This is a genomic window from Flavobacterium antarcticum DSM 19726 (assembly GCF_000419685.1).
Classification (GTDB): domain Bacteria; phylum Bacteroidota; class Bacteroidia; order Flavobacteriales; family Flavobacteriaceae; genus Flavobacterium; species Flavobacterium antarcticum.
The window spans coordinates 434402-449244 of sequence record NZ_ATTM01000002.1 but is presented as its reverse complement, the minus strand read 5'-3'; the positions used below and the strand labels follow the sequence as shown (position 1 = coordinate 449244).

Genomic DNA, 14843 nt, shown 5'->3' with positions numbered 1-14843 from the left:
AGAACATCATAATTAGAATTTACTATGAAAATTATTATACACGGCGGTTTTTTTTCAGAATCGTCCACCAATAATGAAACTAAAGTAGCGAAGCAAGTAGCGCTTTTGCAAATTGCGAAAGAAGGACATGCCTATTTACAAAATCATTCCGCTTTAGAAACGGTAATTTATACCGTGAGTTTACTGGAAAATAATTCGCTTTTTAATGCAGGAATTGGTTCGCAAATTCAAAGTGATGGAAAAATCCGAATGAGTGCTTCAATTATGGACGGAACTACTTTAAAAATGAGTGGCGTTATTAATATTGAAGAGGTGAAAAATCCTGTTTTTGTAGCCCAACACTTATTGGATTGTGAAGATAAAGTTTTGGGTGGAAGTGGAGCAACTGCTTTTGCACGCAAAAATGGATTTGAAGTATTCTCTACCGAAATTCCGCAGCGAAAAGCAGAATACGAAGCGAAAGTTTCAGGAAACGGACAAGGAACTGTGGGTTGTGTCGCTTTTGATCGTGAAGGAAAAATTGCCGTAGCCACTTCAACAGGAGGAAAAGGCTTTGAAGTTCCTGGTAGGATTTCTGATTCGGCGACCGTTGCAGGAAATTATGCAAACGAATTTTGTGGCGTGAGTTTGACCGGAGTAGGTGAAGATATCGTAAGTGGTGCGGTTGCGGCAAAGATCGTAACTCGTGTAACGGACGGTTTTGAAATGAAAGAGGCTTTCGCCAAAACTTTTCAGGAATTGAAACCAATTGACGGTTTTGCAGGAGCCATTGGTATCGATAAAGACGGAACTATATTCCACCAAGATTCGCATCCAACTATGGTTTTTGCAAGTTATGACGGAGAAAATTCAGAAGTTTTTCAATAGAACTTTTTTTAAAATATATTTTAAGCCTGATGATTTATTTTGTCAGGCTTTATTTTTGATTTTACATTAGCTTTCGTAAAAATATAATTTCATTGCAAAAGCAAGTTGGCAGTTGTATCAGTAAAACGTACCTTTGCCGCTTCAAATAACAACACAACTTTCAGATGATTAACACAGTAATTTTTGACATGGATGGCGTAATCGTGGACACAGAACCCGTTCACCGTTATGCTTATTTCAAACATTTTGACGAACTAAATGTTGCGGTAACAGACGAAATGTTTGCTACTTATACGGGAAATTCAACGCGAAATGTATTTCAAAAATTAAAAAGTACGTTCGAAATCAATCACGAAGTGGAAGATTTAATTCAGCGAAAAAGAGCTATTTTTAATGATGCTTTTGATACCAAAGAAGATTTGTGTTTAATTGAAGGCGTTGAAGATTTAATTAAAAATTTGCATGCGAACGGCTTTGAATTAATCGTCGCTTCTTCTGCTTCGAAAGTGACTATTGAGCGTGTTTTCAAAAGATTTCACCTGCATCAGTATTTTTCTCACATTGTCAGTGGAGAAGATTTTCCTAAAAGCAAACCACATCCAGCTATTTTTCTGCATGCGGCAAGTCTGTCAAAAAATCCCAAAAATGAATGTATTGTTATCGAGGACAGTTGGAACGGAATTGAAGCTGCTGTTGGCGCTGGCATCTTTTGTGTAGGTTATAATAGTGCAAATACGAAAATGCAAGATTTATCTAAAGCAAATATCATTGTGAATCATTTTGACGAACTGACTTTGGACCAAATTAAAAATTTAAAATAATTGCCTTGATAAAGACTGTGATTTTTGACATGGATGGTGTTCTGGTAAATAGTGAACCGCTTCACCATCAAGTTTGTAAAATTCAATTTAGAAATCTGAAAATCGATGTTTCTGATGAATTGTTCGCCACATTTACAGGCAGTTCAAACAAGATGATTTACAAGAAATTGAAAAATCATTTTAATTTGGATTCAAACGTTACCGAATTAATCGCTGAGAAGAACAGATTGTTCATTAAAGCGTTTGACGAAGATTCTACACATGCTTTAATTGCTGGTGTTAAGGATTTAATAATAGAATTACACGAAAATGGAATGCAACTTATTGTAGCTTCTTCTTCTGAAATGGAAATCATCGATGCTATTTTCGAACGGTTTGAGTTGAATAAATACTTTTCGCACAAAGTAAGTGGTGCGGATTTTCCTGAATCAAAACCCAATCCGGCTATTTTCTTGAAAGCAGTTGAATTATCCAATCATTCAAAGTCAGAATGCATCATTATTGAAGACAGTACGAACGGAATAAAAGCCGCGAATTCAGCAGAAATTTATTGTATTGCTTACAAAGCTGCTGAGGTCAATTCGCAAAATCAATCACTGGCAGATGAAATTATTTATAGTTATAAAGAATTAAATTACGATACTATTCGACAAATTTATTCAAAAATTAATCCGAATAATTCACAGAATTAATTAGTGAAAATTTGTGAAATTCGTGGCTAAAAACACTATCCAACAGCTTCTTTATAGGTTTTCAAGCAAAGTTCTCTTGCAGTTTTATGGTCCACAATTGGATTGGCATATTGAAGTGTTTCTAATTCCGGAACCCATTTCTTAATGTACTTCAAATCCTTGTCAAACTTCTTGACTTGCTCTGTTGGATTAAAAATACGGAAATACGGAGCTGCATCAACGCCTGATCCTGCAGCCCATTGCCAGTTTCCAACATTACTCGACTGTTCGTAATCTAATAATTTTTGGGCAAAATACGTTTCACCCCAACGCCAATCAATCAACAAGTGTTTCGTTAGAAAACTTGCCACAACCATCCGAACGCGATTGTGCATGTATCCTGTTTTATTTAATTGCCGCATCCCAGCATCTACAATGGGATAACCCGTTTTTCCCTGACACCATTTTTCAAATAATTTTTCATCATTTTTCCATTGAATGGCATCGTATTTTGGACGAAAACTTTGGTGAACTGTATGCGGAAAATGCCACAGTATTTGCATGAAGAACTCGCGCCAAATCAATTCTTTTAAATACGTTTCCTCTTGAAATTTTGCTGCATATTGGACTAATTTCCGAACGCTAATTGTGCCAAAACGAAGATGAACACTTGCGTATGAAGTTTGATCTATTGCCGGAAAGTTTCGGGTTTCATTATAATTTTCAATAATTTTTTTTGAAATGTCGTATGGTTTTACCTTGATTTTTGAGGCTTTAAAGCCAATTTCTTCTAAACTCAAAAATGGGTAGGAGTGCGTTGAAATATGCTCTAATAAACCTTCTGAATCATAGTTTACAATCGGATTGTTTTTCAACTTTTCTTTCCACTTATTTGAGAATGGTGTATACACAACATAAGGCAGACCATCGTCTTTAACTACTTCATTTCTTTCAAAAACAACTTGGTCTTTAAAGGTTTTAAATTCAATTCCTTTTTCGTTAAAAAAATTATTTAATTCGCCGTCTCTTTTTAACGCATAAGGTTCGTAATCGTGATTGGTGTAAACTGCTTTTACGTTATTTTCAGTTGATAATTTTTTAAAAACAACCGCAGGAGTTCCATAGAAAACCGCTAAAGACTTTCCGATTTTTTTAAGTTTAGAATTGATCTCGAAAAGCGATTCGTGAATAAAAGTTACACGAGGATCGCCTTTTGGCAACTCGTCTAAAATTGTTTTATCAAAAATAAAAATTGGTAAAACAGCTTTAGAATCTGATAAAGCTTCAAATAAACCATGATTGTCGTCTAATCTTAAATCTCTTCTAAACCAAAAAATCGTCATTCGTTGTTTTTTATATATTTAAAGTGGACATTCCTCCATCTACGTGAAATATTTGTCCGGTAATCCAAGAAGAATCATCGCTTAACAGAAATTGCGCCATTTGAGCGATATCTTGTGGTTGCCCTACTTTTTTCAAAGGGTGTCTTTCCGCAGAACGTTCCATTTTAGCCTCCGAATTTAAGAATTTTTCTGATAATGGCGTATTCGTTATGGAAGGAGCAATTGTATTTACTCTAATTTTTGGTGCAAATTCAGCAGCAATTGCTTTTCCAAACCCTTCAACAGCTGCTTTTGCACCTGCAATACTTGAGTGAAAAGGCATTCCTGTTGATGCAGCGACACTGCTAAATAAAACTACACTTGATTGAGAAGATTGTAATAATCGAGGTAAAATAGTTTGCACTATTTTTACCATGTGTAAATAATTAATTTCTAAGTCTTCTTGAAAATGCTCGATTTTCAAATTTTTAAAAGGTTTCAAATTAATGCTTCCAGGACAATACACAAATCCGTCTAGAACTTCAGGTAAAGAATCTAAATCTAAAGTGTCCGTTGCTGCATCAAATGTAAGATGTTTCACATTCAAATCTGCTAAATCTCCGGTCGTTCTTGAGGCAACAATTACATTGTGCTGTTGACTTAAATTTTTTGCGATTTCTAAACCAATTCCTTGTGAACCGCCAATTAAAAGTATGTTTTTCATAGTGTTGTTTTATTTTATAACTCCGAAAAGTTCAATTAATTTTTTTCTTTTGTATTCAAAAATTTCATCCAACTTTGGTTGAACCAAAAAAGGATGTACGAGTTGGCCAAGAATTCCCATTGGTACTTTGTAGTCAATAATGTCTTCCATTTCTACGCCACCGGGAATTTCTCTTATAAAATGTTTGTGGTGCCAAAAAGCGTAAGGACCAAAGCGCTGTTCGTCAACAAAATATTTTTTATGTTCTACATGCGTGATTTCTGTCACCCATTTTGCTTTAATTCCCATGATTGGAGTGACAATATACTGTATGAGTTGGCCAGGATACATCGCTCGATCTGCTCCGGAAATTATATTAAAACCCATGTAAGAAGGAGTTATTTCTTTTAGATTTCTGGGATTAGATAAAAAGGCCCAAGCTTCATCTATTGAAATGGGAATATTTTGCTTGCTACTTTTACTATAAATTTTCATAAAATAAATTTCAGTAAAAGTAGTTATAATGTTTAATCTTTGATGTGCTTAATTAAACAAAAAAGCTTCTTTATAATAATTTTAACTTTTATACTTCACTTAGAATACTATCTTTGAAATCTAAACTTTATAAGATTTACAACATGAAAAAAATGATCAGTACGTTATTGATGGCAGTCGTTTGTTCGACAGGCTTTTCTCAGGTTAAAACACCACAGTCAAGTCCTAAAGCAGTGATTTCTCAATCAGTGGGTTTAACGGATGTTTCTATAGATTACAGTCGTCCAAGTGCAAAGGGAAGAACTATTTTTGGTGATTTAGTTCCTTTTGGAAAATTATGGAGAACAGGTGCGAATGCTAATACAATTATTACCTTTTCAGACGATGTAATGATTGATGGTAAGGCTTTACCAAAAGGAAAGTATGCATTATACACGATTCCAAAAGCGGATATGTGGGATGTTATTTTTTACAAAGACACAGACAATTGGGGAAATCCTGAAAATTTTGACGAAGCAAAAGTAGCTTTGAAAACAACTGCAAAACCACAAATGTCGAACAATAAATTAGAGACGTTTACAGTTGCAATGAACAACTTGGATAATAATTTTGCTCACCTTGAAATTTCTTGGGAAAAAACGTTAGTTCCTGTTCGAATTGATTTTCCAACGGATAAAATTGCAATGGCAAGTATTGACAAAGCGCTAAACGGACCAACAGCAGCTGATTATTATGCAGCAGGAACGTATTATTTCCAATCAAATGGTGATATGAAAAAGGCGTTGGAGTATGTGGACAAAGCTTTAGGAATGAGCCCTCAAAAGGCATTCTGGCAATTGAGACAAAAATCATTAATTCAAGCAAAATTAGGTGATAAAAAAGGAGCTATCGAAACAGCAAAACTTTCTTTAGCTGCTGCTGAAACTGCAAAAAATAATGATTACGTTAAAATGAATAAAGACAGTATTGCTGAATGGAGCAAGAAATAATTTATTTTACTATACAGAAAAAGCGGCTATTACAGCCGCTTTTTTTATGCTTTAAAATGAACTTATGTAGTTGCAATCTGTTCCGGTTCTATAGAATTATCATCCTTGAAAAGTACTTGAAACAATACTGAAAAGATCAATGTCAATACCGCTCCAATAAAGTTTAACCACAGATAACCTAGTTTTTCTTGTCCGCTTGGATAAATGTGAATTGCGAAGTAGTAGATGAAGAATATTGTTAATTGGCTTAACGCGGCTCCCCAAAATATCGCTCTTCCTTTGACATATTTCACATAGAAACCGACAAGGAAAATCCCCAATACAGTTCCATAAAATATGGATCCAATGATGTTGACTAACTGGATTAGATTTTCAAAAAGCGTTCCAAAGCAGGCAAATAGAATCGCAATTATTCCCCACATTATCGTAAATAATTTAGATGCGGTGACAAAATGCTTATCGGATTTAGGCTTTTTTAAATTACGCTTATAAATGTCAATTACGGTTGTAGAAGCCAATGAACTCAATCCAGAAGCGGTGGAAGACATTGCCGCACAAAGAATAACAGCCAATAATAACCCAATCATTCCTTTGGGTAAAAAGTTTACAATAAAATGTATAAAGACATAATCGGCGTCGCTTGTTTTTTCCTTGTCTTTTGCCTTTCCAATAATAACTTTCGCCTCGTCACGGATGCTTCGTTCCTTCTCGTTTAACGCAATTATCCGATTTTTTAAAACCTTATTTTCTCGGTCTAAATTAAGTTGAGAAGCATAGGCCAAAGTGACTTCTTTCTTTTCGGTAGAAACTTTTACTAAATCATTTTCTAATTTTTCATAATCTCCCGCATATATTGAATTTTCAACCGCTTGTTTACTGTTTGGATTGAAGTTTATTGGCAAACTTTGGAACTGAAAAAACACATAAACCATTACTCCAGTAAGAAGTATGAAAAATTGCATCGGTACTTTCAAAAGACCGTTGAAAACTAATCCCATCTGACTTTCGCGGATTGATTTTCCAGACAAATAACGTTGTACTTGCGATTGATCGGTTCCAAAATAAGAAAGCGCTAAGAAAAAACCTCCTGTAATTCCACTCCAAAACGTATACCTACTTTTTGTGTCAAATGAGAAGTCGATAATGTTCATTTTATCGTTTACTCCTGCAATTTGAAGCGCATTTGAAAAGGTAACTTCTTCAGGTAAATAGCTCAATATGAGGTAAAATGCAATGAACATTCCCGACATAATGATGAACATTTGCTGTTTTTGAGTGACATTAACAGCTTTCGTTCCACCTGTAAACGTGTAAATTATCACCAGTGTTCCGATGACAATGATCATTTGGGTCAAATCCCAACCTAAAATCGTGGATAAGATAATGGCTGGAGCGTAAATTGTCAATCCGGTTCCTAAACCACGTTGAATTAAAAATAAAATCGCAGCCAAGGACCTCGTTTTTAAATCAAAACGTTGTTCAAGATATTCGTAGGCTGTGTACACTTTGAGTCGGTGGTAAATAGGAATAAACGTATAGCATATTACAACCATCGCTAATGGTAATCCAAAGTAAAACTGGACAAATCCCATTCCATCATTGAACGCTTGACCTGGAGTAGAAAGAAAAGTAATGGCGCTCGCTTGTGTTGCCATCACTGAAATTCCTACCGTATACCATGGTGTTTCGTTATTTCCTAAAATATAATCTTTTACATCTTTGCTTCCTTTGGTTTTCCAAACACCGTACGAAACAATAAATATTAAAGTGATACTGAGTATAATCCAATCTAATTCCTGCATAATTTAAGAAAAGTAGGTCATTATAATGTAAAAAATCAGAATATAAATGGCATTAGCAACAAGTACTAATGTGTAATTCTTTTTCCATGTTTTTATTTTTTGTGGCTCCATATATTAATTTGCATTTTTCAGGCTGATTAAATTGGCAAGCAAACGATGTGCTCCAGAAACTCCCGCAGGTAATTCTCTAAAAAAGCTTAATCCCGTGTAAATATAATATCCTTTTCCGTAAGGAGCGACTAATAATGCACCGTTTTTTGGTGTTTCATTTTCGTCGTGCGAAGAAATTATAGGAGTAAAGGCTTCGTCCCATTGATCAGGATAATATAAACCTTGTTCTTGAACCCAATTTTCAAAGTCATTGGTATTTATTTTATTTGGATAATTTAGAACATAATGGTTTGGCGCTAAAAATGTAACGGTAGCATCTTCTTCAGTCACACGGTCTCTTGAAACTCGCAAGGGAAATGGAGCAATTTTATCCGTAACTAATTTGCCCGTCGTATTGTATTGTACAATCATTGTTTTACCCGAATGAACTAATTCCAACAAGATAGGTTGTTTGAATGCTAATTCTTCAATGGTATTGTAGGCACGAATTCCCACCATAATTACATCAAAGTTCTGCAAGTATTCTTTTGAAATTTCAGTAGGTTTGACGATTGTCACAGCATAACCCATGTGCTGCAAACTTGTAGGAACTTCGTCTCCGGCACCCATAATGTAGGCGATTTTTTCACTACCCGTTTTTATGTCTAATTTTATAAATTTCCCCACAGAAGGCTGAAGAACCTGCTGATTTGAAATATGATCGTAGTTGATCATGATTTTTTCTTTGTCAAATGTGGCGTTGTTTACCGTTGCAACAGCTTTAACTTCAATTTCACTACTTGCTTTTGGAGGTGTTACTTGAAAAGTGTAGGTTTTGGACTGATTTTTCAATTCAATTGAAAACGGCATACTTTCGGGAGTCACTTTCCAATCTTTTGGGAGTTGTAATTTTAATTCACCATTCGTATTTGCCGCACCTGATTGTACTTTAACAGCAACCGTTTGTTTTGAATCAGTACTGAAAATTTTTACCTTGTCAACAAAACTTGTGGTTACGAGTGGTTCAATATCAAAAGGACGGTACACTTCACCTTTTACAGGATCGTTAAATTTGTAAATAACCGTTCGCTCAAATGGAATTAAAACGCCGTTGATTTTTACATTAAAAATTGTTTTTAGTTGTCTAATAATATCTGGTTTTCCAATATTTTTTTGATCATCAACACGATACATTCCTACAGTTCCTTGCTCTTTGAGCCAATATGGAGCAGTATACTCTAAGTTCTTTGGTAAATGAACTTGTAACGGAAAACTCTCATTCACATTATTTTTTAAATCTATATTTTGATTGAAAACGGTATTTTCTGGGAGAACGGTGATACTTTCTAGTGTCATTTTAACAGCACTGCGGTTTATCGCTTCAACGGTCAAATTAATATCTGAGTTTGGAGTTGAAGATTGATTTTCGGCAACAGTTTCTAAGTAAAGTCCTGCACAAGCAGCAATAATGTCTTTTATTTCTGACGTCTTAACCGTTTTCCAATGTTCGTTTTTTAAACTTTGTATCAGTTGGTACACTTTTGTCAAATCAGAAATACTTGCAGACGGATTTTTAAAATCATAGTTTTCTGCTATTTTTGAAACAAGAATGCCAATTGATTTTCCACCTTCAACGCGATTCCAAGAAGTGTCGATCCCTTCAAATAAATTGGTTTTGTCAGTTGGTTTTTCACCTTTAATAAATTCCAAATATTCCATATCATCACCTCGGACTCCAGAAGTTCCAAATCCTTGTGATTGATGACGGCTTCTGCTTAAAGCGGCAATTTCTTGATTGGATTTACCTAAAGCTTCATAAAACGTTCCTGTCGATAAATTGACCAAATTCGTTTTATCTGCCGAATCAAATTTATCCTTCGTGCCATAAAACCACCACGAAGTATTGAAATACATACGTTTTGGTTGCCAAGGTTGAACCAAATCTAATTGGCTAGGGAAAACAGTTTTATTGTTGGTTAAATCAAAAGCTTCTTGCGCCAATAAAGCCGATGAAGTATGATGACCATGAGTAGTTCCCGGAGTTCTATAATCAAATCGAGTCACAATTACGTCGGGTTGAAACTGTCTGATCACGAAAATCATATCGGCCAGCACTTCTGCTTTATTCCAAGTTTTCAAGGTTTCAGTTGGTACTTTTGAATAACCAAAATCATTTGCACGAGAGAAAAACTGTTCGCCTCCGTCTACTTTCCGAGCTTCAATTAATTCTTGAGTTCGAATAACGCCTAAAAGTTCCCGCAATTCTGGGCCAATTAAATTTTGTCCGCCGTCGCCACGCGTTAATGAAAGATAGCCTGTTCGTGCTTTTTGGGCATTCGACATATAGGAAATTAAACGCGTGTTTTCATCGTCGGGATGTGCGGCAATGTAAAGTACAGAACCTAGAAAATTTAGCTTTTCGATTTTAGCATAAATTTCAGCAGCATTATATTTTGCCGGGGCTTGTGCGTTAATTTGTAATGAAAAACATAGCAAGAAAAGCACAAATAAAGTAGAGCGTGATTGCATTCTAAATGGAATAGTAAGGTTAGAATGCCAAATATAAGAATTTAAAGAAAGTTAGAATTGTTTTGAAAAACCTTTAACATTACATTTCAAATTGTAGCATTTTATTGATAGGAGACGGTTCGTGGTTTTCCCAGCTCAAAATCTTGGAAGCCAAAATCAGTAGTTTCAAAAGAATTGGTTTGGAATATGTTGTAGCCTTGACCCGGAATTGAGGGATAATACGCCAATGAAAACTGAAATGAATTAAATACTAAAAAGTCGTTACTGATAATTATTCCCGTTACAAAAGACGCATAAAGCGGACTTTTATGTAAGCCGCGTTTTTCATTTCCAAGAAGTGCGGTAGTCATGTTGAAATAAGGATTCACACGAAAACCCCAAAGATTCCACGGAGAATAAAATTGCGTTTGTAGTGACAATACTAATTTTTTTGTCCCAAAAAGTTCGGTGTTGTAACCTCCAATTCCATAGGTATTTGTTCCAGCATAACCGGCACCATATTCACCTTGAAAACCACTTCGTTCATTAATACTAATTTGATCGTCTTTAATGTTTAAACGATTCCACCCCAATACAACTTGCGGTTTTACAAATTGACGCATTTTCCACCGTTCGCCTAATGGGATTAAATTTGTAAAATAATTGGCTTGAAAAGTAAATGCCGATTGTTCTAATTTTTTATCATTAAAAAAGGTTCCATATTCGAAGTTTGTACTTAAGTAACCAAATTTAAAATAATTTCCAAACGATGCTCGAGCTCCTAAATAGAGTCGGCCTTCATGGTTTTTCTGTTGGTAACCAGCTGTAAGGTTGTAAATTTTTCCAATGGGAACATCTTCAATAATTCCATAATTAAACAAATATTGGTCCTCAACGAACTGTCGGGAAGAGATACCAAATCCTGCCATTACGAAGTTTTCGCCGGAATAAAAATGCGTAGGATCATATTCAAGGGTCGGTGATTCGATATATCCGGTATGTAAAAATCGAGTCGCTAAAATAAAATTTGTAGTTCGATCTGCCTCTTTATTTCCTTTGAACAATTGAAAAGAGCGACCTGCCCAAATATCGTTTGAATTATACTTGAAATTTTGATTTGCAAAGTCGCCGGAAGAATTTGCTAAAGAATCCATTTGAAATTGTTGATCCACATAAAAACCTCCTGCCCATTTGGTAAAAGGAGAGAAAAACCGGCGTTCCATATTCAGACTTTTACCGTAACTTCCATCTAATTCTAAGCGGTATTCAATCGTTGTTCGAATATAAGTACTTTTAATTGTAGGTACAATCAGTCGTGTAGCATAACCGGTGATTCCAGAACTGTTCTCGTGGGTAACTTTATTGCTAAAATCAACACCTGAGCCGAAGAAATTTCGGTCAATTAACTCAAAGCGAGTTCGATTTGGTGATATGGAACCTTTTGGAATTATACTCCAAGAATCTAAAACGCGTACGGTAACGTCAACGGAATCAGAATTTTTACTTGCCAATTGAGCAGTAATTTGCACTTGGCTTACGAAACGTTGATTACGAATCAATCGCTCTGTTTCCCGAACAAGTAACGAATCAAGTGGTGTATTCTTTTTTAATAAAGTAAGGTTCCGAATGGCAAATTCCTTTGATTTTAAATGCAACTTGTTCCCTGTTTCTTCTGCCCAATTTTTAGGCTTTTTGGTCGTGTCTGCCACTGAGTAACCAAAAGGATCTAGGGTTTCGATGTTTATATTTCGGATGATCTTTCCTTCGTATTTTTTATATACTTTATTCTTAGGACGTCGAATGGGATTTGAACTTTTTGTTGACGTTCCTTCGAAAATAGCTTTGTGTAATAATTTAGTAAATTTGCTTTTTTTACTAAATTTTTCAATGTTTTTGTAAAGTGTAGTGTCCTTGGTTTCCTCCTCAACTTTTGCGGTACGCTTTATTATCTTCGTTTGTGTAGTATCTTTTACCTTGTCTTTTTCTTGTGCAACGGTAACACTCGAAAAAAGAGCTAATGCAACCACGAATGAATATAATGAAATTTTATTTATCATTAGAGTAGGAAATAGAAGTAAAATTTGGGGTAAAAAAAGGCACTATTACGGCGCGTCCAAGATAATTTAATTACAAAGAAAAAAACCGATTTCTATAAAAAAAACCGGTCTTCACTTTATGTATTTTTAAATTCATCTTCTTCAGGTAATTTCTTGATTACAAATCCGGAAACTGCTGCTTGAATTGCGGTTCCTAAAAGCCGCTTCATTATTCCGGCATTCGAACCCACTAATAGTTTTTTGGTTAAAAAACCAGTAGCTAAACCAATTCCAGTTTTCAATAATCCATTTTTGAAACCAGTGGATTGTACTGTTTCTCCAATGTTAGATAATCCGTCGTGAATTTTCTCTTTAACAATGTTGACCGGATTTAACTCATGTAAAGTTAATTCGGCGGTCTTTTTTAAAATTTCTAATTCTATAACACGTTGTGCTTCTAGATTACGGATGGCTTCTGCTAAACTTTTGTCGCTATTAATTGTGTACATTGTCTTTCTTTTTAAAAGTTTGATTAATAATGAAATCATTTAGTTTGCTTTCCAACCATGCACGACGATTCATCGCGATAATGATTGCAACTAAAGCGTAAAAACCTCCTAGTGCAAAGAAACCATAATACGTTTTTCCAAGTACTTCACCTAAATAAAGTGCTAAACCTACTGAAATTAAAATGAAGAATAAAGCAATAATAAGAGCAATAATCATTCCTGATGCAATTGTTGCAAACACATCTGTGATTTTATCAATCGCTTTCAGTCGATATAATTCTAAGGAGGTTTTTGTATATGATTCCACCTTCTCAAAAAGCATTTCTATTAATATTGCTTTATCTTTCATAATAGTACATTTAATTATTTAACTTGATTAGCAGCTCTGATTTTAGCTTCGTGGGCTAAATCTTTTCCACCTGAGTATAATTTTGAAGCATCGTCTTTAGCATCTTCTGCTAAATCTTTTCCATGTTCAAACAATTTTGAAGCATCTTTTTTTACGCTTTCCACTTTTGATGTTAAAGCACTGATAATGTCTTCATATTTTGCTTTGATATCTTCAACAGAATCTTTGCTTTTTTTAGCAATTTTCTTGCGAGTATCTTTTCCTTTTTCTGGAGCGAATAAAATTCCTAATATTGCACCTGTTGCTAATCCTGCGATTGCACCTAAAACTACTTTTCCTGAGCTCATAATGTTTGTTTTTAAAATTAGTATTTTTTTTTAATATTTTGAAAGATATAGCGGTCTTTCGGTTTTTTTTCTTTTTCAATAACAATTTCTCCCACTGTTCTTTAGAAACGGTATCCTAAAGTAACTTGAAATAATTGATTTTTATAGTTGATATCACTAGTATTGTTATCCTTGTTCATTTTGCTTAAATCCCATGATCCACGAGCAGAAATAAGGAAGTTTTGAACTGTGAAATCCACACCTGCAGAAATCCCTACAGTAGCTCTGTTGTTGTCATCTTCTAAATCTTTTTCATTTACAGCACTTAAAGATCCAAGTTCGTATTTTGAACTCAATAAGTATGAAAATTGTGGCCCTGCAAGAATACTAATGTTTTCTGTAGGTTTGATTTGTAAATGAATTGGCAAATCTAAATAGTTGAACGTTGCTTTATAGTCAATTCCTATAACTTCACCTTTGAATCCTTTTTGTGAATACATCAATTCAGGTTGAACACCAATTAATTGATTTAAAGGAATGGAAACAAATACTCCACCTGCGAATCCAGCTTTTCCGTCTGCAACAAAATCGTTACCACTTTCGCTGTACACGTTAGAATAGTTCATTCCCGCTTTAATTCCTACTTTTAGTTCTTCTCTAGCATCCATATTGTAAGGAGTACTGCTAGTTGTTTGATCTTGTGCAATAGTTGATTGTGAAGCGAATAATGCAACTGCAAATACAGGAGCGATAAATAATTTCTTTAAAGTTGTCATAATTGTATAAAATTTAATTTTGGGGTTTTATTTTCTGTTTTCTAATTCTTGAAACTCACGTTCTAAAGCATCTGCATTTTCTTGCAAATCACTTTTGAAAGTTTCATAACTTGATTCATCATAAGATGTGTAGGCATCAAGTTTTGATTTTAAAGCTTCATTTTTAGTTTGTAAATCGTCAATTCGAATCGTGTATTCTTCTTTTTCTTTCGAAGTACCTTTAATCTCTTTGACTCTTAAATCGCGAATCTTTTTGTTGTTACTAGATATTTTTTCGTAAACATCTAATTTAAATTTCTCCAAAGCTTCCGCAGCCGCATTTTTCGACTCCATCAAATCGACTCGGGCGTCTAAAACTTCTTCTTGAGTGTCCTTAACATTCGTTTCTGCATCCTTACAACTTGTAAGTGAAACTGCAAAAAACGAAGCAAGCATTCCTAAAGTTAAAACTGATTTTTTCATAGCGTTTTTTTAATTCTATAGGTTATTAAATCTATAGTACAAAGATGCTACGCTTTCCGACCAAAACTTTTACAGTACTTTTTTTATAGTTTATAATATTTAAACTTCTACGTGAAA

15 protein-coding genes are annotated in these 14843 nt (G+C 34.6%); 4 read left to right on the top strand and 11 right to left on the bottom strand.

Features of this window, described 5'->3' with window-relative positions; all coding sequences use genetic code 11:
• Positions 1 to 24 precede the first annotated feature (24 nt).
• The 3 genes from YWA_RS0105130 to YWA_RS0105120 all read left to right on the top strand — a co-directional run bounded on the left by YWA_RS0105130 (position 25) and on the right by YWA_RS0105120 (position 2380).
• Positions 25 to 867 (top strand): isoaspartyl peptidase/L-asparaginase, encoded by an 843-nt coding sequence (locus YWA_RS0105130; RefSeq protein ID WP_022827428.1) that lies wholly within the window; start codon positions 25 to 27, stop codon positions 865 to 867.
• A gap of 164 nt (positions 868 to 1031) precedes the next feature.
• A complete protein-coding gene (locus YWA_RS0105125; RefSeq protein WP_022827427.1) occupies positions 1032 to 1688 on the top strand; it encodes an HAD family hydrolase in 657 nt (218 codons plus the stop codon).
• Positions 1689 to 1693: 5 nt separating this feature from the next.
• The gene (locus YWA_RS0105120) at positions 1694 to 2380 is read left to right on the top strand and encodes an HAD family hydrolase (RefSeq protein WP_022827426.1); all 687 of its coding nucleotides are present in this window, start codon (positions 1694 to 1696) and stop codon (positions 2378 to 2380) included.
• A 35-nt stretch (positions 2381 to 2415) separates the two neighbouring features.
• On the opposite strand, the gene YWA_RS0105115 is transcribed toward YWA_RS0105120, so the two are convergent.
• Genes YWA_RS0105115 through YWA_RS0105105 form a run of 3 tightly spaced genes read right to left on the bottom strand, consistent with a single transcriptional unit; the run spans position 2416 to position 4879 of the window.
• Positions 2416 to 3702 (bottom strand): cryptochrome/photolyase family protein, encoded by a 1287-nt coding sequence (locus tag YWA_RS0105115; RefSeq protein WP_022827425.1) that lies wholly within the window; start codon positions 3700 to 3702, stop codon positions 2416 to 2418.
• A gap of 10 nt (positions 3703 to 3712) precedes the next feature.
• Positions 3713 to 4405 carry an SDR family NAD(P)-dependent oxidoreductase gene (locus YWA_RS0105110; protein ID WP_022827424.1) on the bottom strand — a complete coding sequence of 231 codons (693 nt, stop codon included), beginning with the start codon at positions 4403 to 4405 and terminating at the stop codon, positions 3713 to 3715.
• A gap of 9 nt (positions 4406 to 4414) precedes the next feature.
• Positions 4415 to 4879 carry an SRPBCC family protein gene (locus tag YWA_RS0105105; RefSeq protein ID WP_022827423.1) on the bottom strand — a complete coding sequence of 155 codons (465 nt, stop codon included), beginning with the start codon at positions 4877 to 4879 and terminating at the stop codon, positions 4415 to 4417.
• A gap of 143 nt (positions 4880 to 5022) precedes the next feature.
• On the opposite strand from YWA_RS0105105, the gene YWA_RS0105100 reads away from it, so the two are divergent.
• Positions 5023 to 5868, top strand: coding sequence for a DUF2911 domain-containing protein (locus YWA_RS0105100; RefSeq protein WP_022827422.1), 846 nt, complete (start codon positions 5023 to 5025; stop codon positions 5866 to 5868).
• 62 nt (positions 5869 to 5930) lie between these two features.
• Here the strand turns inward: YWA_RS0105100 and YWA_RS0105095 are convergent, their stop codons facing one another.
• From YWA_RS0105095 to YWA_RS0105060, 8 genes are all read right to left on the bottom strand, one after another.
• Positions 5931 to 7670, bottom strand: coding sequence for a sodium:solute symporter (locus tag YWA_RS0105095; protein WP_022827421.1), 1740 nt, complete (start codon positions 7668 to 7670; stop codon positions 5931 to 5933).
• Positions 7671 to 7784: 114 nt separating this feature from the next.
• Positions 7785 to 10289 carry a PIG-L family deacetylase gene (locus tag YWA_RS0105090; protein ID WP_022827420.1) on the bottom strand — a complete coding sequence of 835 codons (2505 nt, stop codon included), beginning with the start codon at positions 10287 to 10289 and terminating at the stop codon, positions 7785 to 7787.
• Positions 10290 to 10390: 101 nt separating this feature from the next.
• A complete protein-coding gene (locus YWA_RS0105085; RefSeq protein WP_022827419.1) occupies positions 10391 to 12325 on the bottom strand; it encodes a BamA/TamA family outer membrane protein in 1935 nt (644 codons plus the stop codon).
• Positions 12326 to 12441: 116 nt separating this feature from the next.
• On the bottom strand, positions 12442 to 12813 hold the full coding sequence (locus YWA_RS0105080) for a hypothetical protein (RefSeq protein WP_022827418.1): 372 nt from the start codon (positions 12811 to 12813) through the stop codon (positions 12442 to 12444).
• Positions 12800 to 13162: a hypothetical protein gene (locus YWA_RS0105075; protein ID WP_022827417.1), complete on the bottom strand. Its 363-nt coding sequence runs from the start codon at positions 13160 to 13162 to the stop codon at positions 12800 to 12802. Before YWA_RS0105075 ends, YWA_RS0105080 begins: the two co-directional genes overlap by 14 nt.
• A gap of 14 nt (positions 13163 to 13176) precedes the next feature.
• A complete protein-coding gene (locus YWA_RS14690; RefSeq protein ID WP_022827416.1) occupies positions 13177 to 13509 on the bottom strand; it encodes a YtxH domain-containing protein in 333 nt (110 codons plus the stop codon).
• 101 nt (positions 13510 to 13610) lie between these two features.
• A complete protein-coding gene (locus YWA_RS14685; protein ID WP_022827415.1) occupies positions 13611 to 14264 on the bottom strand; it encodes a porin family protein in 654 nt (217 codons plus the stop codon).
• Positions 14265 to 14291: 27 nt separating this feature from the next.
• Positions 14292 to 14726 carry a hypothetical protein gene (locus tag YWA_RS0105060; RefSeq protein ID WP_022827414.1) on the bottom strand — a complete coding sequence of 145 codons (435 nt, stop codon included), beginning with the start codon at positions 14724 to 14726 and terminating at the stop codon, positions 14292 to 14294.
• Positions 14727 to 14843 lie beyond the last annotated feature (117 nt).